We start from the raw sequence: 24,653 nt of genomic DNA, 5'->3' as shown, positions 1-24,653 counted from the left end.
GAGCGCATCTCTCAAAGAGGGCAGACCATGAAACCCATTGCACAACAAACCATTTTGATCACCGGATCAAGCGACGGGCTCGGAAAACAGACGGCATTGGCCCTGGCAAAGCAGGGAGCGACCGTACTGCTTCACGGGCGCGACCAGCAACGATGACTCCAACAACTTAGCGAACAACTGACCGGGTTGTCCAACCCATACGTAGTGTAAGTGGAAGAAGAAATTGATCCCAACCAGGGGCTGACTTTTCAGCCCCTGGTTGGGATCAACCGCCCCAGCGTAACTCTAGATGCATTGACTTTAGACTTTCCATCCAAGTGGAATAAGTTCAGGTGTCAAGGAGGGTAGCTTGTTTATTCCAACAGTCAGCTCACAGGTACATTAGCAACAATTTGTGTCTGATTCACAATGTAGGGAAAACCGTTGTGACAGTCAACCATATATCTTTCGATCAGGTCCTTGAAGAATATCTGCTCTGACGCTGTAGCGTGTTTTGAGGCGTTTTTGCGATAGGTAGGATTTTTGCCGGGGGAAGGATGTGTATGATTTCTCCTGTATATTGATTTTCTCGCACCTGGATGGTAACCCTCTCTCCAAGAGGAAGTTTCCCATTGCCAAGCGGACCAAAGAGTTGGAGAAACTGTTCATGACTTCCATCAAATTTATAGTGTTCGTAGACACGATGTCCATCTTTGAGCGATTCAATGACCGGAACACGCTCACCCGTTTCCATCGTTACAACCCAAAGTTGTAAAAATGCCTGGGGTTGTAGGACCTCGATCGGAGACCATATGAGCGCCTTCAGACTTGATGGAGCGTGAATAGCTTCTAGAGCAGCATGTTCGAAGAGCTTCATTTGTATCTGGCGCAGGATGTCATCACTCGCACGTTGGCTAAGGACTTGAAGGGTCGCGATGTTAATACCGTCCACGTTTACCGGAGCCTGCATGCCCAGATCTTGCCAGTCAATAGCATCGAGTGTGATGTAGAATTCTTCACAAAGAGTAGTAATGCGCCTGGCTTGGTGAGAGGCTTCTCGCTGCTCTTCAACACTGTTTTGGCGTGTGTAAGTCATGCCTGTGGCTCCTTTATTTATTATTAAGCGTCTGCATCAGTCTCTATTTGGAGTCTGCGCCGCCGTTGTTCCTTGCTCCAACGTGTCAGGAGCAGAGTTTCGCCTTCATTTTTTTGTTCAAAGAATACGGTCGCGATATCAAAATCTGTCTGGTAGCCAAGAGCTATATAGTCGGGACTCTCTGTACATTGAAGCCATTCCGCAAGTTTCTTCTGCGCGCATTCCTCACAGAGAAAGTGAAAGAGTGGTTGCTCCTGTTCATTACGAAGCTCATACTCAAAGACGGGAACCTTTTGCTTGCACCTGAAGCAGACGCGGTCCCACAAGTTGGCATCTCTGGTATAGCGCTTGAGGCTCCAAACAAGCGTTCCTGTTGGCATTCGTCTCATCAGCTTCTCTTTCCTCTGAAGGAAGCCAGGCGGTGGTGTGGTGTCATGTCTGTTTCTGCATCATATCAGGACCTGGCTGTAGCGTTGGGCCTTCTCCCAGTGGCGTTCGGATGGATTAAGGGCATCACCTCTTTCCGGGATCAGGCGCCCTTTGGTGATCAACAGACGACAATTTGCCCGGTGAAATTGATCTCGCGGGTTTTCTCCTGCAAAGACATCCTGCACATAGTGATATCCCGAATTATTGGTCCGAGTGATCCAGATACCTTCGGTCTGGTCGAGGGTGGGTATGGCCATTGGCTACTCTCATTTCTTTGTAAAGGCGCGTTTGTTGTCATGAAGACGAGCAAAGATAAAACAAATGGAACATTCCTGCTCCTTCGATGTTTTACATTCTCTCGGAATGGGTGATGAAAAATTGCCAGAATAGGTGGAAGGCAGACGATAACACGCGGGAAAAGTTTTCTACGCGGAACAGTTCTCATCAATGTATGACCCTACTAGTATACAGTATTTTTAAAAAAATTACAAATGAAAAGCCTGTATAATTTAGACAATTTGAAAAATAATTTTTCAAACTAGACGTAAAAAGATGTACTAATGGCCTGTCTGCTGTATACATAAGAGCGCTTACAATGCGCTCTTCTCAGGAGACGCTCTTTTCTCTTACCCTTGCTTATGCAGAAAATCAACTTCTATTTTTGTCCAGATTTTCGATCCTCACTGCTTTGTATTCTATATAAAGTCTACTTCGTTCTATTTATTTTGACTTATACCTCTTCAATTATTGGTATTGTATTTTGGGATAAAAAGATGTATAATAAATAGATGATATACACATCGTGATACCTGCTCTCTCCTTCAGCTATAAACGAAGCCGGAAGAGATGTGTTGTGGTTTCCTCACTTAAGAGCACCTCTTTAGAATCACCTCTTGTATGGCTCCTGAAAAGGAGTACAACATCGAAAAAACGAGGACACCTTTGGATAAACAACAACTTCGTACACTTGCGCTTCAAGCGAGTGGTGAATACCTGATGAGTCACATCGCGGGTGTAATGGAGATGGTTCAGGATCAACGTGAAGAGCACAATGAGCCGCGACTAGATGAAGCCACGCTCATTGCCATAGAAGCACAGGTTAAAGATATTGCAGAGAAAATTACGCAACAAGCAAAAGACAACTCCTAATAGAGCACAAATTTGAAGAAGGAAGAGCGTGATCCTCTTTCCTCTGTCTTAAATAGTTGTACTACCTGTTCCAATGCGTAATCTCTCCAAAAACACCTGCGAGCACTAGAAAGGGGTATGTATGAAAACCTTTAGGACCCTGTTTCTCGAAATCTGTTTGCAACTGAAGTGGCTCGCTAATACCCATCACACCACACGCATGCAGCATACGATGATTCAGCAAAAAATAGGCCGACTGTGTTACCAAGCAGAAAAAGACTTGCATGTGTCAGATGTGTCTTTACTGAAGGATCTGCTCAATGTGCAAGAAGATGATTGGAGCATCTATAAGCAGATGTATCGAGATGGCTTATTCATGAGAATTGGCGAAAACATGCAGCCTGTTTGAGCAGGTAACTCTTGCACACTATTGCTGACAAAATAGTGAGGAGGAAATACTGATGTCATTACCCATAATTTTGTTACTCTTCTGCTTGCTAGCTCTTGGCCTCTTTTGTTACAGAAATGTCCAGAGTTACTTAAGGAGACGAGCAAGCGAGAAGAGGCGCACTATGTTTCGTGACAGAGTCTAGCGAGATCTCCTCACATGGATAATGCGGTTGCCTTTCATGGTGCCTGGTAGTAGAAAGCGAGTTGCTTCTTGTCAAAATCTATTCCATATACCTCTCTGGAAGAGAGCCAGCCAAGCGATTTTCTCGTACATATCTCGTATGAATGCATCCTACAAGAACGGGCGAGGGAGTTCGACTCCTACATCTACGAAATTGCCTGTAGTATTGTGTATCCCGCGACGACGGGACACCTTTCGCTACGAATTACAGGCGCGAATTCCTATCGGCGAAGTAACATCAAAGAGGTTCCGGTTACATATCACGAACGCGGAGCCACGACCTATGTTGAGCTCTTTGAAGATGAGCAGCTAGAAGTGAGGATTATTACCTTAAATGGAATTTACAGTAAGGCCATTTATGTTGCGCGCAAACAAGAACTGTGCGAGCAATATGCAAGGCAACTCACCTCTAACCTTCATAAGATGAAGTGCTCGTAATTTTCTTGACTTGCACCTCCTAAGCAAATGGACGAACGTCGTCATTCATCACATGGCGACGTGTCTTCTTGTACTTTCTCACAGGGAATTTTTGGTTTCATCAAATAGAAAAGTAGGACAACCGCTAGACAGGTCAACTGTGTGAATTTTCAGAGTTTTTTGAGGATTGGCAATCCATTTAGCTGTCAGTAATGGACCTTAAAGAACGTGGAAAAGGGCTTGAAACGGCTTAGGAAGCGGATTGAAAGTTTTTGTTAGACTGTACAAATTGTGCTATAGTATGTAGCGGAGAAGAGCACCTTGAGGGGTATTGACTGAAGCGAAACGAGCTTTTACTATCTCTCTACTCTATCTAAAATAGATGACAGATATTAAGAAAAAGCCATTGGGATTATGTGCTTTGTGCTAGTCCCACTGGAATGATCAATCCATGGTGTCCTCTGACATGTCCCAACCTATGCTGCCACCTGGTGCTACACATTGTTACACAGCCTCTCAAGCGAGCGCGGCCTCTGTTACACGTGGTTTTATTCAGGTTCCTGTAAGGTGGCTTTTAGGGACTGCAAGCTACCTGTTAGGGTGGCTCGCTACACTTGGACAATAAAATGGAGAGAGTGTCGACGAAAAGAGACATTATCGTTCATCGTCAAACTACGTGTTAGGAGATTTAGACGTGAGGATGCCTTTATTTCGTAGGCCAAAGCGTTGGGCGAGCCTTGTTGCTGGTCTCGCTTTGACCTCGATACTGTTGACCGCTTGTGGTGAAAACTCGCCCTCGATCCTTGATCCGGCGGGTCCGATTGCCAGAAGCGAGAGCAATGTTTTCTGGATTATTCTCATAATTGCCGCGGTTGTATTTGTAGGTGTAGAGGGTGTCTTGATCTACTCTACAATTCGCTTCCGCGAGCGCCCTGATTCACCCACCCCGCCACAGATCCACGGTAATACTACCGTCGAATTGATCTGGACTATTATTCCAGCGGTTGTCTTGCTGGCGGTGTTGAGTGTTACCATCAAGGGTATTTTCGACGTCGCCACGCCACCAGCCAATAGTAACAAAACAATTGAGGTGACGGCGTATGGACACCAGTGGTGGTGGGAATTCTACTATCCAGAGTATAAGATGACCACCGCGGATACATTGGTGATTCCGCCCCATACCAATGTGCATGTGAAGTTGTACTCAAACAACGTTATCCACAGCTTCTGGGTGCCAGCGCTGACTGGTAAGACCGACGTCATCCCCGGCCACGATAACGAGAAGTGGTTTAGCGCGGATACGGCGGATAAGACCTATGTGGGTATCTGTGCTGAGTACTGCGGAACGCAGCACGCGAACATGCGCTTTGATGTTAAAGTCACGCATGACAACAACGACTTCCTCTCATGGGCACAGTTGCAGCAGCAGGCGGCCGCCGTTCCTGCTCCTGGTAGCCTGGAGGCGAAAGGCCAGGAGGTCTTTAAGAACCAGTGCACCACCTGCCATGGTATCGTTGGTGTCAGTCAGAGCACACCTTACCTGCAGGACCCCAACCCTGCTGGGCGCTGTGACGATCCCACAAAGGATAATGGTTGTCTGATTGGTCCAAACTTGACGCACTTCGGTAGCCGTCACCTGATCGCTGGCGGTGTGCTGGACTACAACCAGCAGGATTGTAATCCTGGTGGCGATCTCAGCAACTGTAACCTGGCGAAGTGGATCTCTGATCCCCAGAAAGTCAAACCTGGCAACGATATGTCGGTTAACGTCGATAAGTCGGATCTGCCAGCGCTGGTGGCTTATCTGGAAAGCCTCAAGTAGCATAACTTGCCCGTCTACCTCACTTGTGGGGCTAGACTCGTTGGAGGGAATTATTCATGGCTACTAGCACTATCAATGATAGGGCTACAACAGTAGTTCGTGAGCGATCATTCAGTGAATCTTACCTGGGTGAATGGCTCACGACGACCGATCATAAAAAGATCGGCATCATGTACATGGTTACTGCCTTCTTCTTCTTCCTGGTGGGCGGTCTAGAGGCTCTCTTGATCCGTACACAGCTGGCAGTACCCAATGGCAAAGTCATCAGTCCTGAGACCTATAACCAGATCTTTACCATGCACGGTACCACGATGATCTTCTTGTTCGTGATGCCGATGATGGCGGGCTTTGGTAACTATGTTGTGCCGCTGATGATGGGCGCACGTGACATGGCCTTCCCGCGTATGAACGCCTTTGGCTTCTGGATTCTGCTCTTTGGTGGCATTTTCCTACAGTCGAGCTACCTGTTCAACGCCGCGCCTAATGGCGGTTGGTTCATGTACGCTCCCCTGAGCTTGACCAAGGATGCTTGCGGTATTCACGCGTACAACTGTACACCTGGCATGAATGCCGATTTCTGGATTCTGGGTACCACGCTGCTGGGCGTATCCTCGATCAGCGGTTCATTGAACTTCGTGGTAACCATCCTGAAGATGCGCGCGCCTGGTATGAGCATCAACCGCATCCCGCTCTTTTCGTGGATGATCCTGGTTATGTCCTTCCTGCTGCTGTTTGCTCTGCCTAGCCTGACGACCGCCAGCGTCTTCTTACTGCTGGATCGCCACCTGGGCACGCATTTCTATCAGTATGCATATGGCGGTGACCCGCTACTCTGGCAGCACTTGTTCTGGTCGTTTGGCCATCCCGAGGTATACATCCTGATCCTGCCGGCCTTTGGTATCACCTCTGAAATCTTGCCCGTCTTCTCGCGCAAGCCGATCTTTGGTTATACCTTCATCGCCTGGTCGGGTGTGGCTATCGGCTTCCTGAGCTTTACCGTGTGGGCACACCACATGTTTGCCGTTGGTCTGCCACCTGTCGCGCAGGCATTCTTCGCCTCTAGCACAGCCCTGATCGCTCTGCCAACCGCGGTAAAGATTTTCAACTGGCTGGGTACAATCTACAAAGGTAAGTTGAGCCTGAAGGCGCCAATGATCTTCTCGCTTGGCTTCATTGGTATGTTCCTGATTGGTGGCTTGAACGGTGCCGCCCTGGCCGTCGTGCCTTTCGACTACCAGATCACCGACACCTACTTCGTTGTCTCGCACATCCACTACGTGCTCTTCGGCGGTAGCGCCATGGCTATCTTCGCGGGTATCTACTACTGGTTCCCCAAGATGACCGGCAAGCTGATGAGCGAGAAATTGGCGCAGGTTCATTTCTGGCTGCTGCTGATAGGCATGAACCTGGCGTTTTTCCCCATGCACCTGTTAGGCCTGCTGGGTATGCCCCGCCGCGTCTACACCTACCCAGGCAACCTGGGTTGGAATGAGCTGAACCTTATGGCGACGATTGGCGCCTTCATGGTTGGCCTGGGTGTCATGGTCTTCGTCTTCAATTTCTTCAAGAGCTTGAAGGATGGCAAAGAGTCTGGTAGCGATCCATGGGATGCCTTCACCCTGGAGTGGGATACAACCTCTCCTCCGAAGAAGTACAACTTCCTCACCATCCCCGTGGTCCGCAGCCGCCGTCCATTCTATGACAAGAAGAATCCTGAGATTGCTGACTGGAAGTCGGCTATTCACTAGAGGTACAGTAGCACCATGACCAAAGCCAAACAATTGGACAAGAAGCGCGAGAAGTCCGCGCAGCCAGAGACACAATCTGCACAGGTTGTGGCAGCACCAGCGGAACAGGAGCAGGAGGAGGTTACGCCTCCTCAGGCTGCTGAACAGCCAGCGAAGGGCGCAGTCAAGAAGCGCAAGAAGGTCGTGCCAAAGGAAGAGGATTTGATGCCTCGTTCTAGCATCTGGCCGCTTGTGACCACGGTCGCTATCTCTCTCATTCTGGTTGGTTTCGTCTTTCAGCCGATTGTCTGTGGTCTCGGCGTGGTGCTGCTCATCGGTTGTATCATAGGATGGATCTACGAGCGTAGATAACGAGAACATGGTTAGGGAGTTCATAATATGAGCGTTGTTCACGGCGAGCAGGTCAGGTCGCTAGAGGAGCATGTTGAAGTAGGACGCAGCATGAACTGGTGGGGTATGATCCTCTTCATTTCCTCTGAGGCGCTGATCTTCGCGAACCTGATCGCCGCGTACCTCTACCTGGAAGTGCGTGGTTTACAGATCAAAAACGGTCTCTGGCTCTTGCCCTCGGGCGAGCACCTGGACTGGAAGTTCCCTTTGATTAACACTGCCTTCTTGTTGGCAAGTAGCTTCCCAGCAATTATTGCACGCAAGGGTATTGTCAAAGGTAATAAGAATCAGTTGATTGCAGGTCTGGCGGGCGCGATTATCCTCGGGCTTGTCTTCCTGGGTGGTCAGGTGTATGAGTACTTTAATCTCTACACTGCCGATCACTTTACGATGCAGACCAAGGCCTTTGGCTCGGCCTTCTTCACGTTGACCGGCTTTCACGGCCTGCACGTCACCATCGGTATCATCTTCCTGACGATCTGTCTGATTCGTGCCATTCGCGGCGACTTTACCGCCAAGAAGCACTTCGCGGTCGAGGCCGCCGAGATGTACTGGCACTTCGTCGACATCGTCTGGATCATCGTCTTTAGCACAGTTTATCTGCTGCCCCTGTTGATGATCAAAGGCTAATCTCAATCGAGCAAGCCAAGAGAAGCAAAACAAGCCTGGCATCCTTCAATGGATGCCAGGCTTGTTTGTATCTTCACAGGACTTCTCGCCCCTGCGGAAGCGCCGCAGGGGCAGAGAGCACCTGGTGAGTTGTACATTTACCAGTAATCACTACACTGATGTTGCAGGTGGAATGTGCTACAATTGGTGGAGAGTAAAAAAAAGAGTCTGAGAGAAACAACCTTTGTAGGTTATTGCGTCGCTTACAGCCCGCGTTATGCTTGTAAGAGTGGAGAGAGAAATTACTCTACGGGATAAGAGGAGGGGTTCCTCTTCTGCCTCCTCCCGCAGAGGCTATTAAGCGAGCGAGCAATTGTAGAGCGAGAATGATTGGTAGTTGGAAGGACGAATAGGCGAATGAAAGAGGCTATGCGTCGAGCCAATACTTCACAGCCGCTGGAGAAAGAGGGTTCGCGCACGCGGAGTATGCGGGTGAAGCATTGTTCAATCTGTACCCAGCGTATCTGGTTTGACCCCTTGACGGTGCTTGAACCGGAGGATGCGCCTGAGCCTCGTCGCTCCTGGACCCTGTGTAAACATTGTTATAACGCTCTGGTGACTGAGTTAAAGCGCTCCAAGGTGCACTCACCACTACGTGTGCGTGTCGCTGTTGGCCTGGTTGCCGCTGAGCGCTGGCCACTGGCCTATCCCACGCGCCTGCATATGTATGTCAATGACCGGCGCTGGATTGCCATTCTAGGCTTTGGCTTCTTCATTTTTATGATTGTCCACCTGGTCTTTTTGGTCTTGATCGCGGGCATCATTAAATAGAGCACCTCTCCCCATAGATGCTAACCCAAGTGCGTGTTTCCCCATCCTTGCCTTCTTAGACGGAAACCAACCCCCATTCGGGGGCAAGCGGTGGCACGGCAAGCGCGCTCAGGTTTCCGAAAGGTCGTATCTGGTTGAGTGGCAAAAAACAACTCCTACGCCTCAACCAGATACAATGCCTCATGCTTCAAAGTCCTACTTCCCTGGCAAGATTGAATTTTTTTGCTACAATATGAGCAATTACTAAAGTTCAGAGATGGCTAGTAGAGACAGACGGGAAAAGGAAGCTTTGACCTGATCCCCCGATGGGAGAAGCGCATTTATGACCCACGATGGTTGGTGGACAGAAGACGAGAAAGCCACGGTGACACATAGCCCAATGTCGATGCAAAATCTTGATATTGTGCCCGCCGCCTTTACCAAGGAGTATCATATCCTCTCCGAGGTGTGCTCAAGCATGAGCAGCGGCTTTATGCTGCTTAATCAGCAGCGTGTCATCTATACAAATCAGAGCGCACTCCGCCTGCTACAAATCAGGAAGCATGATTTGATCTCACCCGATGACTTCAATGTGCGCGAGCATCTGTTGTCGATTTCGGCTGATCGCAGGCTGGCACATACCGAACTGGATCGCGTCTGGCGTCATCCAGAGCAGGAATATGCTGCCGACGTCGCCCTGGCGGACGCGGCTGTGCGCTGGCTGCGTATTCGTACCTTCCCTGTCCATGATCGGCGTGGCTCTCTCCTGGGCCGTGGTCTGCTCTTCGATGATGTGACCCTGGAGCGTTCGGCGCTTGAGGCGCAGGGGGAGACCCTGGCCCGCGCCGCGCATGAACTCAAGACCCCCCTGGCCGTAATCAAAGGCTGTGCGACTACCCTGTTGGGTAGCTCGGCGCGCTGGGATCCGGCGATGCAGCGCGAGATGCTGCAAATGATCGATACCCAGTCGGATCGTCTCTACGATGTACTTAACACCCTGCTTGATGTCTGGCGCCTGGACGCTGGTATGCAACCGTTACGACTTACCCAGGTGCAGATGCCAGAATTACTCTCGCAACTGGTGACACGTTGGCAGAAGCAGGCTCCCTATCATCGCTTTGTGTTGAGTCTTCCTCCCGATCTGCCCCCGGTGATGTGTGACGCTGTGCGCATAGAGCAAACGCTCAACCATCTCCTCGATAACGCGCTGAATTACTCCGCTCCCAACTCGGTCGTGAGTGTGCGCCTGGAGACTAATGAGGTTGAGATGCGGATTGGCGTGATCGATGAAGGCATAGGAATTGCTCCCGAGCACCTGGAGCGCATTTTTGATCGCTTCTATCGCGGATCGCAAGGCGATGAGCAGGCTAGCGGTAGTGGGCTGGGCCTGGCCGCGGCACGTTCAACCGTTGAAGCGCATGGCGGTCGTATCTGGGCTGATTCGATGGGCGAGGGCCAGGGAACCAGTTTCTACTTTACTCTGCCCCTGGCGCCACGTATCGAGACCGCAGCGGTACCCCAACGTACACGCATAAGCGAGGTTGCGGAGCCAGTCACAGGTCCACTTGGGGCCGTGCGCCCAGCGCTCCTGCGCCAGGATCGTCGCGTTTCTGTGTTGCTGGCTGAGGGCGATGCGCGTATGGCACGTTACCTGCGCGCGAATCTGGAGGAGCAGCAGTATCGCGTGCATACAGTTAACCATGGCGTGCAATTCCTGCGCCAGATCGATCTGGAGGAGCCAGATATGGTCCTGCTGGCGACGCGCCTAGCGGATATGAGTGGTATCGAGCTGCTCCAGCGCCTGCGCGAGTTCTCCCAGGTACCCGTCATTATGCTGAGCGATGAGTGCGACGAGGACGAGCGCGTCCAACTGCTTGACCTGGGGGGAGATGACCTGGTTCTCAAGCCCTTCGGTATGAAGGAGCTTATGGCGCGCGTGCGGGCTGTGCTACGACGACGCTCCGCTGTACGCGAAGAGCCAACCCAGCAGGCTGTCTTCCGCACAGGCGAGCTGGTCATTGATCACGCGCAACACCTGGTAACCGTTGAGGGTAAGACTATACAATTGAGCCGCACCGAGTACAAGTTGCTGAGTGTGCTGGCCCAGAATGCAGGCATGGTTGTTACCCACGAATTGCTCCTGGAGAAGGTGTGGGGGCCAGAGTATAATCGTGACATCGATTTTATCTGGGTCTATATCAGCCGCCTGCGCCGCAAGGTCGAGAGCGATTCACGTCGCCCGAAGTATATAGTGACGGTCCCCGATGTTGGCTACAAACTCATGAAGCTGTAATACAAAAGAGAAGAAAGAGGCCAGTCCTGAGCATGCTCAGGACTGGCCTCTTTCTTCTCTTTTGTATTACAGCTCTGTACCTGTTTTAATGTATTCAGGTTACTGTAAGGTGAATACCCTAGGTAGTTAAGGTATTGTAATGTGGATTGGGTATGCTCTCTATAAGAAGCAATGTTATTTTGCAATGGGTCTTCGCGCAAGGTCTTGCAATTTGGAGGAGCATACATGTACGCATCGTCGGGAGAGCAACCCCACGTTCTCCTCATTGAGAGCGATCTTTGCTTACGCCGCCTGATTGCTATTGGTTTACAGAGCCAGGGCATACAGGTGAGCGAGATGACGCAGATATCTAGGGCGCTTCCTCTGCCAGAGAAACGCCAGCCCGATCTGATTGTGGTCGATGTCGATGGTGGAGTACACCGTAACTGGAACTTGCTGCGTACTGTCCAGGAACTGCCTGATCTGTGGCAAACTCCCACGATTGTGCTATCCTGGGAACAGGCAGAAAGCACTCCCTCTGCTCTGCTCGCGGCTCCCTTTGCCGGGCAGGAAACTCCCCAACCCATCTATATGACCAAGCCCTTTGACGCTCGCGTGCTCCACCAGGCTGTAGGGCGTATTCTGCATGAGCAAGAGGCGCGGAAAGCGGCCCAGGAGGCTCAGGCGGAAGAAATTTTACTGGCTGCCTACACTCGTCACTCTGCCCCCAGTCTGATGCCTATGCTTACCGCCGCTGGCCTACTCCTGGTTGTCATTGGCCTGCTCTTGCTCCAGGTTGCCCTGAGTGCGGCTGGATTTCTTATAGTAATAGTTGCCTTGCTCTACTGGACGCTGGGTGGTCAGAAGGCCAGCCCACAGATTGCTAGTGCTTAGCAGGTGCTACTTCCCTCTTTCTACTCTCACAAGTGAGAGCGTAACGAACGTAGACGTTAGAACGTGTATATTACGTCTCACATCAGGACTTCTCGCCACTACGTGGCTCGCCTGAGTATGGGAGGTAGTGTGTGATGAAGCCCTGGCAGCCATAGGCTGCCAGGGCTTCATCACACACTACCAGGACGAATGCCACAGGTGCGAGGAGTCAAGCTAATCATGTGCATATGGCGTTAGTTACTATAAAGAGAAAGAGGGGTACATAGCATGCAAGGCAATACAATTAGCGGCATGCGTGTCGCGATTCTGGTCTCAGATGGTTTTGAGCAAGCAGAGTTTACAGAGCCGAAGAAGGCTCTTGAGCAGGCGGGAGCGAAGGTTACTGTGATTGCGCCTAAAGGCGGCCAGGTGCAGGGCATGAATCACGATACGAAGGCGGATATGTTCCCGGTCGATATGACGCTTGACCAGGCCAATCCCGATGAGTTTGAGGGTCTGGTCCTGCCGGGTGGAGCGCTGAACGCTGACTTTATTCGTATGCAGCCCAAGGCACGCGAGTTTGTGCAGAAGTTTGATCAGAGCAAACGACCTATCGCGGCCATCTGCCACGCTCCCTGGCTGCTCGTATCCGCTGGTGTCGCGAAGGGCCGCACCTTGACCAGCTACTTTACCATTCAGGATGACTTGCGTAACGCGGGCAGCACCTGGGAAGATAAAGAGATGGTGCGTGACCGCAACCTGGTAACTAGCCGCAGCCCGCAAGATCTTCCTGCCTTTGACTCCGCCATGGTCTCGCTTTTTAGCGAGTATAAGCAACAGAAGGCAAATGTGATCACGGCGTAGGAAGTAGCCGCTACAGAAATAGCTTTTTTTGCCGAACATAAGAAAGAGGGCATCAGCCAGATGCTCTCTTTCTGCTATATAAAAGATGTTCAGGTCTTTGTAAGGTAGCCTTAAAGGCTTGCAAGTTGGCTATCAGGCTTAAGCACCATAATCTGTCTGTTATTATATCTTCGATACCAGGCAAGTACCTTCTTATACGAAAACCAACGCCGCTCTCGCGGCTAGTGCTCCGCACTCAGGTTTTCGATAGGAGCACTAAAAAAGTGAAAGCACATGGCAGCTGAAGAATTGGATCTACAACATAGAACAATGGCAGAAGTGGGCGACGAGAAGGCCTTCGAGCAGCGCAGTAAGCGCCGCCATATTATTACCTTTAGTGTGGTGACCACGATTAGCGTGGCCCTATTGGCCCTGCTGCTCACGCAATTATTGACGCCTGCCTCTGGGGCACAGAACGCGCCCTCCAGCAACTCAACGACTGGCGAGATGCCCAGCCCTTTAATTGGAAAGGATGCCCCTAACTTCAAGCTTCCCTCGCTTAGCGATGGGAAAGAAGTGCAGCTCTCCGACTTTAAGGGCAAGCCTGTGATTCTCAATTTCTGGGCCTCGTGGTGCGAGCCGTGCCAGGCTGAGGCACCCCAGTTGAGCAAGACCTGGCAGCAGTTGCAGAGTAAAAATGTGGTCATGCTTGGCGTGGATTCTAATGAGCCATCTAGCGACGCGCATAACTTCTTGCAGAAGTATACCCTGGGTTATACCAATGTGCAGGATACGCTGAATGGCGATACAGGGGTCAGTTATGGCATTCGTGGCTATCCCGAGACCTTCTTTATCGACGCGAGTGGCAAGATCGTAGGGCGCTATGGGCCCCTGGACCAGAAGGGTTTGCAGCTCGAATTGAAGAAATTAGGTGTCGCCTAATTTCTTTAGTGAGAGCTGGGGTAACGCGGAAATGATCTTACATCTAATCATGCGCGCCGCGCATACAATCGCGGGTGCGGCCTGGGTTGGTGGCAGTATTATGTATCTGCTCGTGGTCATTCCCGCTTTGCGCGCCGGTGGACCCTCTCCAGTGATTTCGAGCCAGGTCGCGGCCCTCTTCAAGCGGATGGTCAATATCTGCATGGGGATCATGGTGCTGAGCGGCGTCTACCTGACAGTGGATCGCCTGACGCAGACCACCCTGGGCTGGCCGTATCTCGCGACCCTGATCACCAAGATCGTGCTCGTGCTTGCAATGCTGTTTGTGGCTATTTACCTGGGACAAAGCAATATTCGCCGGCTGGCAAAAAGGACTTCGCGCCTCTCAAAGGTCGCGCCTCAAGTCATGCTAGCCCTTGGCATACTGGTATTTATTCTGGGGGCGCTGCTCAACATCCTGTTTGAAGCGGCCATCACCCCTCACTAAATGGTAGATTCACTTAGTTCTTAGATGTAGGGTCCATGCTTGCATGGACTGCAAGCGCAGCGACTTTCTCGTCCCAGATTATCGATCTGGAGGCGAGAAAGTCCATGCAAGCATGGACCCTACAGAGTTAGTGAATCCTACCACCAAAGGAGAAACGAGACGTGCCGCCTGCAATGACGATAGAGCAGCAAGAAGCAAAGATTACTCCAGAGCAGCGCCGCAAAAAGCGTTTCCCACTGAGCTTTTTACTGGTGGGACTGGCTATTCTGGGAGCGGTTGTATACCTGGTCTATGCCAATACACAGACCAGCGCCGCCTATTATATGACAGTCTCGGAATTGAAATCCTGTACGAATTGTGCCTCACAGACCATACGTATCGCGGGCAATGTCCAGGCTGGCACAATCGTCAAGGATGATGTGCAGAACCATATCCAGTTCTCAATTGTAGACGGCAAGCAAACCTTGCGCGTCAACTACAGCGGAGTGGTGCCTGATATCTTTAAGCCAGGTGTACAGGTAGTGGTCGAGGGACGCTACACGGGCCAGGGACCCTTCGAGGCGCAGACCCTGCTGGCGAAGTGCCCCTCCAAGTTCCAGAACGCGACCCCTCCAGCCAGAAAGTAGGCCAGAAAGTAGGAATAGAGCAGAGTGTACTTTTCTGATATTGGTATTATCGCGCTAATGCTGGCGCTCGGCTTCGCCGTTTTCGCTATTGTCATAGCGGTGGTGGGAGCAGTGCGAGAGCAGCCACAGGCAATCATAAGTGCCAAGAGGGCTGTCCTGGCGGTATCCGCCTTTCTCGTGCTGGCCTCGGCGATGCTGGTAGTATCGTTTTTGACGCATGACTTTGGGGTAAAATATGTCGCCGAACAGTCAAGCCGCAGCATGCCCTGGTATTTTACCTCAGCCGCCTTCTATGGCGGGCAGGAAGGTTCACTGCTCTACTGGGCACTGATGCTGGGCATCTTCTCCGCGATCTTTGCCTTTACCTCGCGTCGCGCCCCCGCTAAGCTGGTACCCTATGTGCTGGCGACCTTGATGGTGGTTGAGGGCTTCTTTGTACTGGTGCTCGTCACCGTTTCTAATCCTTTTGTGCGCCTGCCTTATCCCCCACAGGATGGCACGGGTCTGAATCCGCTGCTGATGGACCCTGGGATGCTGGTGCATCCACCGATGTTGCTGATGGGGTATATGAGCTTCTCGGTGCCCTTCGCCTTCGCGGTCGCAGCACTGCTTTCTGGTGAGGTAAATAGTGATTGGCTGCGCTCCATGCGTCGCTGGATGCTGGCCTCCTGGAGCATTCAGACGGCGGGTCTGCTCCTGGGGAGCTGGTGGGCCTATCATGTGCTGGGCTGGGGTGGCTACTGGGGCTGGGACCCGGTGGAGAATGCCGCGCTTCTGCCCTGGTTGACCTCAACAGCCTTTTTGCATTCGACAATGGTGCAGGAGCGCCGTGGCATGCTCAAAGTCTGGAATATGTTCCTGGTGATCGCCTCGTTCGCGCTCTCGATCTTTGGCACCTTTGAGGTACGAAGCGGCATTATTAGCTCGGTGCACTCGTTTGCCTATTCTGACATCGGTGTGTATTTCTTTGCCTTTCTGGCCGTCATTATCATCTTTTCGACCGCGCTCTTCTTCTTCCGCTTACCAAAACTCAAGCCGGACCAGGAGTTCGACTCGGTGGTCTCGCGCGAGGGCGTCTTCCTGCTGAATAATCTGATGCTGCTGGGTATCACCTTCGCTACTCTATGGGGGACCCTCTTCCCCCTGATCTCGGCGACTATTCGCAAGCAGACGATGACAGTAGGCGCGCCTTTCTATAATTCCGTGAATGGTCCGCTCTTCGCCGTGCTCATTCTGGCGATGGGAATTGGGCCGCTGCTGGCGTGGCGCCGTACCTCTCCTAATGCTCTCTGGCGTAACCTGAGTGTGCCTACGATACTGGCGGCGGCCTGCGCACTGGTACTGCCGCTCCTGGGTATCACGGATGTCCTGGCCAACATTGGCTTCTCGGTCTGTGCCTTTACCGCTATGGCGATCTTGTATGAACTCTGGCGTGGCGCTCGTGTGCGGCACGCCCATGGTGAGCCCTACTGGCAGGCCGTCTACATGCTCTTTAAGCGCTATCGCCAGCGCTATGGTGGCTATGTGGTCCACCTGGGTCTGGTCTTGCTGGCGGCGGGTGTCATTGGCTCTCACTTCTTCCAGGTGCAGAAAGATGTCACGCTCAAGAGCGGGCAGGAGACCACAATTGGTGGCTACCTGTTCGTCTACAAGGGTAACTTGCAGAGCTATGGCGATGATCAGCAGAGCGTCGCGGCACTGATGCAGGTCTGGCGTAATGGGACGCTGGTGGACTCTATTCAGCCCGGGCGTACAATGTATAAGAACTTCGATAATCAGCCAGCCAGCCAGATTGCGATTACGACTCTGGGGGTGACCGACCTCTATGTCTTCCTGGGTGATTGGAGTGGTCCCTCGCAGGCCACCATTCGTATCTTTATCAATCCCTTGGTGCCCCTGGTCTGGTATGGGGGCGTCATTATGCTGCTAGGGGGCCTGCTCTGCTGGTGGCCGGATGGGCGCAAGCGAGCTGTATATGGTCGCCAGGGCGTAAAAAATGGACGTGTCGCGATCACGACGCCTGAAGAGGCAAGCAAGGTGGCTGTAGACAAGGGAGCCAGCGTATGAGACCTGGGAGACCTGTAAGAAAGCGCAGTATGCTCTATCTCTGCCTGGGTCTGGTCGCCTTTATGCTCGCCGCCTGGTCGTTCCTGTATATTAATGCGGAGCGCAATAAGACGCTGGACCAGCGTGTGCGGGAGGTCGCCAGCCAGATCAAGTGTCCTGTCTGCCAGGGCGAGCCGGTGTCGGATGCCCCTGCGGATATGGCGCGTCAGATGCGCGCAAAGATTCGCCAGCAGTTGCAAGAGGGCAAATCTGAGCAAGAGGTGTTTGATTACTTTCGCGAGCACTATGGGGATGATATCCTCCTGACGCCCCAGTCCCAGGGTTTCTCCCTGCTCGCCTGGCTAGTGCCTGTGTTATTGCTGCTTGGGGGATGTGTCCTGGTCTTCCTGACCCTACGCGATTGGCGCAGGCAGGCGCAAACACGAGGAGTGGCGCTCGCGCAACGCGAGGCCCACTCGTTAGAGATCGTAGATGTACAAGAGCTGGAGACGTACCAGGCTTTACTCGAACAAGAGCTAGCCGAGGAAGACATCCTCTTTCGCCCCTCGCAGAAAGAGCAAACAGATGAGGCACAAGCGGCGCAGGAAAAACACCAGAAGAAGGAGGAGCACTAATGGCTATTGTAATCGCATTGATCCTGGGGTTACTGGCCCTGGCTTTTGTGCTCTACCCCCTCTTGCGCCGCTCAGAGACCAGGAGAAGTGCCGCACAGATCGTCGTCTCTGAGCAAGTGGAACAGAGTGTGCAGGAGCGCGCTACTACCACCGAGGGCCAGGAAACTGCGGCCAAGGCGGCCCTTCAGGAAGTTGAACTCGATTATCAGCTTGGGAATATCGACGAGCCAGATTATCGCAGCATGCGCGAGCGTTACATGCGGCGCGCCCTTGTGGCCTTGAAGGCGCGCTATGACCAGGAGCAGGCCCTGGATGAGATGATTGAGGAACAGTTGCGCAGTATGCGAGAGCAAAACGAGGAAGACAAAGACGATGCGAAGCAGCTATAAATGTTTGAGCAAGAAGGAGACACGCAAGAACCCTGGACTGGGCAAACGCCTGGTGTTTATAAGCCAGGTGCTGGGCGGGGCCTGCCTGCTGGCGCTGCTCATGCTGGGAATTCTGGCCTGGTCTCCTGCTCGGGCGCATACACGAACAGCCGGGATAGTGCATGGCGGCACGGGTCATATCTATGGACGACTGCTGGATGGTTCGAAGAATAATAGCCCCCTGGCAGGGCAGACTGTCACCTTGCAGGTGGCGCAGGGTAATAACTCGAAGGATGCACAGACAACCATTACCGATGCGGGCGGGAATTATAGTTTCTCTAGCCTCTCGAATGACAAGACTCTGACCTACGCAGTGTATATCCGTTATCAGAATGCGAACTACTCGTCGGACTCGCTCTCCCTGGTCAACCAGCCGGAGCAGAGGGTAGATCTGACGGTCTATGACGCGACCACGGATAGTTCAAAAATGGCCGTCATCGAATCGACCTTGCTGGTGAAGCAGGTAGATAGTCAGAGACATGTCTTGAACGTCTCAGCAATCTTTGCCTTTAAGAACCTGGATGGGCGAGCCTTTGTGGGCTCACTGGACGCCACCCAGGGTCGACCCAAGGCGCTCTTCTTCCCGCTACCAGCCGGTGCACGTGCCATCTCGCTCCAGAAGGGGCTGATTGGCTATCGCGCCATTCAGGCTGGAAATGGCTTCGCGACGGACGCCATGGTGCCTCCAGGCGACAGCGAGTTCTCCTATGGCTTCGAGGTCCCCTACACTGGTACGAGCTTTAACTACGACTATAAGGCCATTTATCCCACGCTCGGTGTGTCCCTGCTGGTGCCGACGCAATACCATGTCTCCAGCCCGGATATAACACCCAAGGGCGTGGTCAATAATGCCGACCGCCCTTATAACCTCTACACCGCGGCCAACCTGCCACCAGAGCGCCAGGTCGTCATGAAGATCGAGGGGCTTCCCCAGGCACCAGAGAGCGTGACTGGTATCGGCACGGGGACATCTTCAGGCTTAAATTCAATCTGGGTAATCGTTTTGATTATCGTCCTGGTGGGCCTGGTGATTCTGCTTTGGAATATAGTGCGTATTGTGCGCGTAAAAATGGGCCTGGAACCAGAGGAAGGGAAGCGAGACAAGGCTAGAGGCCGAGGAAGCAAACATGCTACGGCTGAAAAGAAAGCTACCAGTAAGGTGCAGCATGAAGACGACGAGGCGCATAGTAGTTCCCAGGAAAAGCGACGCAAAGCCTTAATGAAAGAGCTATTAGAACTGGACAAAGAGTACGAGGCTGGTAAGATCAGTAAGAGCGCCTACCAGGAGAAGCGCAATAAGACCAAGGCGCTGCTGCGTACGATCATGCGAGAGCAGGAGGCGACGCGCCGATGAACTCCGCCACAGTCGCGGTCGAGGTTGAGGGGTTGAAGAAGAGCTATGGGCTCAAGCCGATTTTGCGTGGCATCAACCTGCGCGTCCAGGCAGGGGAACGCCTGGCGCTGCTGGGCGCCAATGGTGCGGGCAAGACCACACTTATGCGTGTTCTGGCCTGCCTGGCGAAGCCAGGTGCGGGTACGGTACGGCTCTGTGGCTGGAATGCTGAGAGCGATGCCCAGGAGGTACGGCACCTGGTGGGCCTGGTTGCGCACCAGCCCTACCTCTATGAAGACCTGACCGCTCAGGAGAACCTGGAGTTCTTCGCGCGTATGTACAGTGTCTCCCAGGGGAGGGCACGGGCGCAGGTGTTGTTGGAACGGGTGGGTCTGGCGAAACGAGCGAGCGAGCGGGTACGAACCTTCTCACGCGGCCAGTTGCAGCGCCTGGCCTGGGCACGCGCCCTGCTACATCAACCAGATATTCTCCTGCTGGACGAGCCTGATACCGGACTGGATCAGCAGGGGCATGCCTTGATCGACGAACTCATGGCTGAGCATAGCGCGCGTGGTGGCAGCACCGTGTTTATCACGCACCAGCTTGAACGTGCGCTGGCGCTCAGCGATCAGCTTGCCTTCCTGGTCAATGGGCGTATTGTACGCAATTGTGCCAGCAGTGAGTTGAGCGTAGAAGCCTTGCAGCAGGTGTATCGGGAAGTGGTGCGCTAGTTATGCTGAGCGAAATCAAAGCCTTCTGGCTACAAGTCAGTGCTATTCTCTGGAAAGATATTCGCAGCGAGCTGCGCAGCAAACAGACGTGGCTCAGTATGGGACTCTTTGCCCTGTTGGTCCTGGTCATCTTTAACTTTACTTTTGACCTGCGGGTCGAGAACAAAGCGGCGGTAGCCCCAGGTGTGCTCTGGGTCTCCTTTATTTTCGCCAGTCTTCTAGGACTGGAGCGCACGATGAGTTCGGAGCGTGAGCAGGGTTCCCTGGATCGACTGCTACTCTGTCCAGTTGATCGGAAGGCGATCTACCTTGCCAAATTCCTGGGAAATTTGCTATTTATCGGTGTAGTAGAAATTGTGGCTCTCCCCATCTACCTGGCTCTGTTTAACTTATACTTACCCGGTGGAGGGCCGATAGTACTAATAGAGATAGTTTTGCTTGGTACAATTGGCATTGCCAGTGTGGGGACGCTCTTCTCCGCCATTGCCTCCTCGGGACGAGGGCGCGAGATGCTGTTACCGATCCTGGTGTTTCCCTTGATTGTGCCAGTGGTAATAGGGGCCATTCGTTTAACCGAGAATCTACTGATGCCACAGGTAAACGAGCCGCCCTGGCTGGGCTTGATTATTGTGTTTGATGTGATCTTTCTGGGCGTGTCAATGCTCGCGTTCCAGTTTGTAATCGAGGAATAAATCTATGGCTATTGCAAAGCGTGAGGCGGATGCGGCGCGTGCGAAGAAGGCTGAGGAGTTGCGTGGCCGAAAGCGCGGGCTAGCGGGCGTCGACTATATCATAGGCGCCCTATCGCTTATCGGGTTAGCTCTCTCCTCCTGGATGATCTTCTTCTATGCGCCTGAAGACGCGCTCCAACTGGACCCGCAGCGTATCTTCTACCTGCATGTGGCCTGTGCCTGGCTGGGGATGCTGGCCTTTATCCTGCTCGCCATTGCCAGTGTCGTCTGCCTGGTGCGGAAGGACGAGCGCTGGGACTGGATCGCGCGCGCCAACGCCGAGGTCGGCACCATTTTTATCAGCATCGCGTTGATTACTGGCTCGGTCTGGGGGCGCCCCATCTGGGGGACCTGGTGGGTCTGGGATGCCAGGCTGACAGCGACGCTCATCCTCTGGTTTATGTATGTGGGTTACTTGATGTTGCGTAACTATATGGGGCGCACGCTCGATAGCATGCGTGTAGGCGCGGTCATGGCGCTCGTAGGTGCCGTGGATGTGCCAATCATCTATCTCTCAGTCAATTGGTGGCGTGGTCAGCATCCAACGCAGCAGATTGGGAATACCGATGCGGGCCTGCCCCCTGAGGCGCTGGCGACGATGTTTGTTACCCTGATCGCGTTTACCCTCTTGTTTATCTTCCTGGTACGCCAGGTCTATCACCTACAGCGAGCGCAGAGTATTGCGCAACGCTTGCGAGCCATCGTCTCATAAAGGGAGAGGAGCGGATATGTCGGGATTTACCTATCTCGCGATTGCCTATATTGCCGCCATCGTGATTCTGTTTATCTATCTGACGGTCATTGCCCTGCGTATGCGCGGGGTGCAGGCCGAGCTGGCCGTTGTTGAAGAACTGGTTCGCGAGCAGCAAGAGCGCGAAGAAAAAGAGGCAGGAAACTAAAGATGAAGACAAAAGATCAGCCAAAGCGCAACATCGTTGAAGCCACGCCGCCCACGCCCCCTGAGCGCTCCAAATTGGGCCATATCATTAACATGGGCCTGGGAGACCTGATCGCCTTCTTCCTGATAGGCATAGTTGGTCTGAATAGTCATGGCGAGACCCTGGCTCCGGCCAACCTCTTGCGCGTGATCTGGCCTGTGGCGCTGTCATGGTATGTGATCTCACCCTTCTTCGGGACGTATCGCCGCGACCTGGCGACGCAGCCCAAACGCATGGCGGCACGTACCGCCCTGGCCTGGCTGGTAGCGTGTGTGGGCGCGCTGGCGCTCCGCAGTATCTTCGAGACCCAGAAGCCACCTCCGGTTAGCTTCGCGCTTGTCACCTTCCTGACAAACCTGATAGCTCTCTACATCTGGCGCTTGCCAATGGCCAAACATAACCAGAACAAACTGGTACGTGTGCAGGAGCAGCAAGCCTAGAATTTTGTAGGGCTTGTAAGTTCGCTCTCAAAGAAGAGGGGTGCGGCTGTAGATCTCTGTGCGTTTGCACAGAGATCTACAGCCGCACCCCTCTTCTTTGAGTACCTCTGGTATGATAAAGCCTTTTGGCGCAGTTTTTGCTATAATGATCTGGCACTTACAAAAGTGTAGTTTAGATGATGAAAGGCAAATGCGTTTGGTGAATAAACAGCAAGAGAGCGAGCAGGCGCAGGTGCAGTCTGAGCCTGAATTTGCTGAAGCGCCAACAGTTCTCGCACCCGGTAGAAAAGGGAGGCGAGCCTGGCTCGTCGTGGTAGTGCTGGTATGTTGTGTTCTACTGGGTGGGATGTTAATTGGTATTGGTGCGACTGGTAGTTTTACACACACAGCACCGCTAGCGGAGCGCAGTTATGCCGCTCCGCCAGGGCAACCTGCATCCCTCGATATACGCCTGGATGCGGGCTCTATTCACATCCAACGCAGCAATGATGCCTCCATCCATCTCTCTGGTACCAGGTACTATGGCTTTCTAGGGAGAGTCGAAGATGTCCAGGTGCAAGTCTCTCAGGTGGGTAACACTCTGTACATAAAGCAGACTGCTCAAGAAGGGCCTCTTCATCTCGGGTGGACGGGCCTGGACCTCAATGTAAGTGTGCCCCCCACGACCAACCTCAGGCTCTCAGTCGCTTCTGGCATAGTGGCGATTGCCGGAATGAGTAGCCAGGTAAACGTGTTTGCTTCTGTAGGGGCGGTCACGCTCGATGACTCAAACCTGGAAGATGGCTCATCTATCCATTCCAGCACCGGGACCGTTATCGTGCGCGATGTCGCCCTGCATGGACACGTAAGCTTGAGTAGCAGCGTGGGTACCGTTGCCTTTAGTGGCAAATTGGACGCTAATGGCATCTATGCCTTCCACTCAAATAACGGTGCTGTGAGCGTAGCCTTGCCCGACGATGCCTCTTTTATTGTGGATAAGTTGAGTACTACCAGTACCAGTATCTCAAACGAATTTCGGACCACACGTGTCGGCCACGGCCCATATGCGCATATTGTGCTCGTGTCCCAGAACGGCCCTTTGCTTCTGCGCAAGGTGGGTGTGTAAGGGATGATAATTCCTGGTGGAAGTGAGATCATTATCATTGGTGGCGGGATTGTGGGCTGCGTGGTGGCATATATGTTGCGCCGGGCAGGCCACGAGGTGTTGCTATTGGAGCGAGACAGGCTGGGGAGTGGCGCCTCTGGTGCCGCGGCTGGTCTGCTAGCTCCCTTTGGGCCGATCAATGGGGTAGGTGCGCAGGCCGATCTCTTGCTTCAGGGATTGGCGCGTCTTGAATCTCTCTTGCCTGAAGTCGAGGACGAAAGCGGCATCCAGACCCACTATGCGCGAACTGGAGCGCTACGTGTCGTCTTTCAGGAGAAGCGCATCGCCAAGCTGCGTAAACGCTGGGAGAACTGGCAGCCTCTGGGGTGGGAGATGTACTGGTTGACGGGTGAGGAGGCGCGCCAGCAAGAGCCATGCCTGCACCCGGATGTATGTGCGGGTATCTTCATTCCAGATGAGGCTCAGCTCGATGCGCGTGCGACGGTCCAGGCCTTTGCCCAGGCGGCGCGACAGCGTGAGGCCAGGATTGAAGATGGTCAAGAAGTGTGTGAGATCATTATGGACAGGCATGAGCCTGAGCGTAATATGGAGCGCGTGCATGGGGTTCGGCTCGCGGATGGTCGCAAGCTTGCTTGCGACCATTTGATTATCGCGACAGGTGCCTGGTCTCAGGCTCTTCTGGCGCCCCTTGCTGCTCTCCCGATCACCCCTGTGCGTGGACAGATGTTGATCCTGGAAAATGCCATACGACCCCTGCGTCACCTTATCTTTGGCTATGCAGCCTACGCCATACCGCACGCGGAAGGTGTACTGGTTGGAGCCACACGCGAAGAGGTTGGCTTTACGCCAGGGGTGACCGATGAGGGGCAAGCCTGGCTGAAAGCCCGGGCCTCCAGGCTTCTGCCCAACCAGGCGGGTCAGAGCGCGATACGTGCCTGGTCGGGCCTGCGCCCCATGACGCCTGATACGCGTCCCTTGATCGGACCCGTGCCTGGTTGGACAAATCTACTGCTCGCGACGGGACATAATAGCGTTGGCTTTCTCTTAAGTGCGCTCACGGCGGAGGGACTTAGAGCTATGCTGGAGCCTGTGCACAGTGTGCGTGAGCAGGAGGTGCTCCGCCTGCTCCAGCCATGTCTCCCGCAACGTTTTCTCTCTTGATAA

Annotated in this window: 29 protein-coding genes; 26 read left to right on the top strand and 3 right to left on the bottom strand. The window is 53.1% G+C overall.

All coding sequences use genetic code 11. The features are described 5' to 3' along the window. Positions 1–27 precede the first annotated feature (27 nt). Positions 28–156 (top strand): SDR family NAD(P)-dependent oxidoreductase, encoded by a 129-nt coding sequence (locus JMJ04_RS07010; protein WP_201369810.1) that lies wholly within the window; start codon positions 28–30, stop codon positions 154–156. 295 nt (positions 157–451) lie between these two features. Here the strand turns inward: JMJ04_RS07010 and JMJ04_RS07005 are convergent, their stop codons facing one another. Genes JMJ04_RS07005 through JMJ04_RS06995 form a run of 3 tightly spaced genes read right to left on the bottom strand, consistent with a single transcriptional unit; the run spans position 452 to position 1,761 of the window. Then, on the bottom strand, positions 452–1,075 hold the full coding sequence (locus JMJ04_RS07005) for a hypothetical protein (RefSeq protein WP_201369809.1): 624 nt from the start codon (positions 1,073–1,075) through the stop codon (positions 452–454). Between the two features lie 23 nt (positions 1,076–1,098). Then, positions 1,099–1,464 (bottom strand): hypothetical protein, encoded by a 366-nt coding sequence (locus JMJ04_RS07000; protein WP_201369808.1) that lies wholly within the window; start codon positions 1,462–1,464, stop codon positions 1,099–1,101. 60 nt (positions 1,465–1,524) lie between these two features. Continuing rightward, a complete protein-coding gene (locus JMJ04_RS06995; protein ID WP_201369807.1) occupies positions 1,525–1,761 on the bottom strand; it encodes a hypothetical protein in 237 nt (78 codons plus the stop codon). A 640-nt stretch (positions 1,762–2,401) separates the two neighbouring features. On the opposite strand from JMJ04_RS06995, the gene JMJ04_RS06990 reads away from it, so the two are divergent. The 25 genes from JMJ04_RS06990 to thiO all read left to right on the top strand — a co-directional run bounded on the left by JMJ04_RS06990 (position 2,402) and on the right by thiO (position 24,650). Continuing rightward, complete coding sequence (locus JMJ04_RS06990) at positions 2,402–2,653, top strand: hypothetical protein (RefSeq protein WP_201369806.1); 252 nt, start codon at positions 2,402–2,404, stop codon at positions 2,651–2,653. A 121-nt stretch (positions 2,654–2,774) separates the two neighbouring features. Beyond that, entirely contained in the window at positions 2,775–3,041 is a 267-nt protein-coding gene (locus JMJ04_RS06985; RefSeq protein WP_201369805.1) for a hypothetical protein, read from the top strand. 252 nt (positions 3,042–3,293) lie between these two features. Continuing rightward, complete coding sequence (locus JMJ04_RS06980) at positions 3,294–3,701, top strand: hypothetical protein (protein ID WP_201369804.1); 408 nt, start codon at positions 3,294–3,296, stop codon at positions 3,699–3,701. Positions 3,702–4,380: 679 nt separating this feature from the next. Further along, positions 4,381–5,502 (top strand): cytochrome c oxidase subunit II, encoded by a 1,122-nt coding sequence (gene coxB, locus JMJ04_RS06975; RefSeq protein ID WP_201369803.1) that lies wholly within the window; start codon positions 4,381–4,383, stop codon positions 5,500–5,502. A gap of 56 nt (positions 5,503–5,558) precedes the next feature. Next, positions 5,559–7,250, top strand: coding sequence for a cytochrome c oxidase subunit I (ctaD, locus tag JMJ04_RS06970; protein WP_201369802.1), 1,692 nt, complete (start codon positions 5,559–5,561; stop codon positions 7,248–7,250). A 15-nt stretch (positions 7,251–7,265) separates the two neighbouring features. Beyond that, positions 7,266–7,601 carry an aa3-type cytochrome oxidase subunit IV gene (locus tag JMJ04_RS06965; protein WP_201369801.1) on the top strand — a complete coding sequence of 112 codons (336 nt, stop codon included), beginning with the start codon at positions 7,266–7,268 and terminating at the stop codon, positions 7,599–7,601. A gap of 27 nt (positions 7,602–7,628) precedes the next feature. Beyond that, positions 7,629–8,270: a cytochrome c oxidase subunit 3 gene (locus JMJ04_RS06960; protein ID WP_201369800.1), complete on the top strand. Its 642-nt coding sequence runs from the start codon at positions 7,629–7,631 to the stop codon at positions 8,268–8,270. Between the two features lie 396 nt (positions 8,271–8,666). Then, positions 8,667–9,080 carry a hypothetical protein gene (locus JMJ04_RS06955; RefSeq protein WP_201369799.1) on the top strand — a complete coding sequence of 138 codons (414 nt, stop codon included), beginning with the start codon at positions 8,667–8,669 and terminating at the stop codon, positions 9,078–9,080. Between the two features lie 322 nt (positions 9,081–9,402). Then, a complete protein-coding gene (locus tag JMJ04_RS06950) occupies positions 9,403–11,352 on the top strand; it encodes an ATP-binding response regulator (protein WP_201369798.1) in 1,950 nt (649 codons plus the stop codon). 225 nt (positions 11,353–11,577) lie between these two features. Further along, positions 11,578–12,225 carry a response regulator gene (locus tag JMJ04_RS06945; RefSeq protein ID WP_201369797.1) on the top strand — a complete coding sequence of 216 codons (648 nt, stop codon included), beginning with the start codon at positions 11,578–11,580 and terminating at the stop codon, positions 12,223–12,225. Positions 12,226–12,492: 267 nt separating this feature from the next. Beyond that, a complete protein-coding gene (locus tag JMJ04_RS06940) occupies positions 12,493–13,068 on the top strand; it encodes a type 1 glutamine amidotransferase domain-containing protein (RefSeq protein ID WP_201369796.1) in 576 nt (191 codons plus the stop codon). A 273-nt stretch (positions 13,069–13,341) separates the two neighbouring features. Beyond that, positions 13,342–13,989: a TlpA family protein disulfide reductase gene (locus JMJ04_RS06935; protein WP_201369795.1), complete on the top strand. Its 648-nt coding sequence runs from the start codon at positions 13,342–13,344 to the stop codon at positions 13,987–13,989. A 31-nt stretch (positions 13,990–14,020) separates the two neighbouring features. Continuing rightward, entirely contained in the window at positions 14,021–14,476 is a 456-nt protein-coding gene (locus JMJ04_RS06930; protein ID WP_201369794.1) for a CopD family protein, read from the top strand. A gap of 161 nt (positions 14,477–14,637) precedes the next feature. Further along, positions 14,638–15,102 (top strand): cytochrome c maturation protein CcmE, encoded by a 465-nt coding sequence (locus JMJ04_RS06925; protein ID WP_007912294.1) that lies wholly within the window; start codon positions 14,638–14,640, stop codon positions 15,100–15,102. A gap of 24 nt (positions 15,103–15,126) precedes the next feature. Then, a complete protein-coding gene (locus tag JMJ04_RS06920; protein WP_201369793.1) occupies positions 15,127–17,169 on the top strand; it encodes a heme lyase CcmF/NrfE family subunit in 2,043 nt (680 codons plus the stop codon). After that, positions 17,166–17,783 (top strand): cytochrome c-type biogenesis protein, encoded by a 618-nt coding sequence (locus JMJ04_RS06915; RefSeq protein WP_201369792.1) that lies wholly within the window; start codon positions 17,166–17,168, stop codon positions 17,781–17,783. The genes JMJ04_RS06920 and JMJ04_RS06915 overlap by 4 nt, the downstream gene beginning before the upstream one ends. Continuing rightward, positions 17,783–18,172 carry a hypothetical protein gene (locus tag JMJ04_RS06910; RefSeq protein ID WP_201369791.1) on the top strand — a complete coding sequence of 130 codons (390 nt, stop codon included), beginning with the start codon at positions 17,783–17,785 and terminating at the stop codon, positions 18,170–18,172. The genes JMJ04_RS06915 and JMJ04_RS06910 overlap by 1 nt, the downstream gene beginning before the upstream one ends. Continuing rightward, positions 18,156–19,565 carry a carboxypeptidase-like regulatory domain-containing protein gene (locus JMJ04_RS06905; protein WP_201369790.1) on the top strand — a complete coding sequence of 470 codons (1,410 nt, stop codon included), beginning with the start codon at positions 18,156–18,158 and terminating at the stop codon, positions 19,563–19,565. Before JMJ04_RS06910 ends, JMJ04_RS06905 begins: the two co-directional genes overlap by 17 nt. Then, positions 19,562–20,275, top strand: coding sequence for a heme ABC exporter ATP-binding protein CcmA (ccmA, locus tag JMJ04_RS06900; protein ID WP_201369789.1), 714 nt, complete (start codon positions 19,562–19,564; stop codon positions 20,273–20,275). Before JMJ04_RS06905 ends, ccmA begins: the two co-directional genes overlap by 4 nt. A 2-nt stretch (positions 20,276–20,277) precedes the next feature. Continuing rightward, positions 20,278–20,967: a heme exporter protein CcmB gene (locus JMJ04_RS06895; protein ID WP_201369788.1), complete on the top strand. Its 690-nt coding sequence runs from the start codon at positions 20,278–20,280 to the stop codon at positions 20,965–20,967. Between the two features lie 4 nt (positions 20,968–20,971). After that, positions 20,972–21,718, top strand: coding sequence for a cytochrome c biogenesis protein CcsA (gene ccsA / locus JMJ04_RS06890; RefSeq protein WP_201369787.1), 747 nt, complete (start codon positions 20,972–20,974; stop codon positions 21,716–21,718). 16 nt (positions 21,719–21,734) lie between these two features. Continuing rightward, positions 21,735–21,905, top strand: a complete 171-nt coding sequence (locus JMJ04_RS06885) for a hypothetical protein (RefSeq protein WP_007912279.1) — start codon at positions 21,735–21,737, stop codon at positions 21,903–21,905. Positions 21,906–21,907: 2 nt separating this feature from the next. Then, positions 21,908–22,384 (top strand): DUF3054 domain-containing protein, encoded by a 477-nt coding sequence (locus JMJ04_RS06880; RefSeq protein ID WP_201369786.1) that lies wholly within the window; start codon positions 21,908–21,910, stop codon positions 22,382–22,384. Between the two features lie 199 nt (positions 22,385–22,583). Beyond that, positions 22,584–23,489: a DUF4097 family beta strand repeat-containing protein gene (locus tag JMJ04_RS06875; RefSeq protein ID WP_201369785.1), complete on the top strand. Its 906-nt coding sequence runs from the start codon at positions 22,584–22,586 to the stop codon at positions 23,487–23,489. 3 nt (positions 23,490–23,492) lie between these two features. After that, positions 23,493–24,650 carry a glycine oxidase ThiO gene (gene thiO, locus JMJ04_RS06870; RefSeq protein WP_201369784.1) on the top strand — a complete coding sequence of 386 codons (1,158 nt, stop codon included), beginning with the start codon at positions 23,493–23,495 and terminating at the stop codon, positions 24,648–24,650. Positions 24,651–24,653 lie beyond the last annotated feature (3 nt).

The organism is Ktedonobacter robiniae, from assembly GCF_016587375.1.
In the GTDB taxonomy this organism is placed as follows: domain Bacteria; phylum Chloroflexota; class Ktedonobacteria; order Ktedonobacterales; family Ktedonobacteraceae; genus Ktedonobacter; species Ktedonobacter robiniae.
This window is presented reverse-complemented; position numbering and strand designations above follow the sequence as displayed.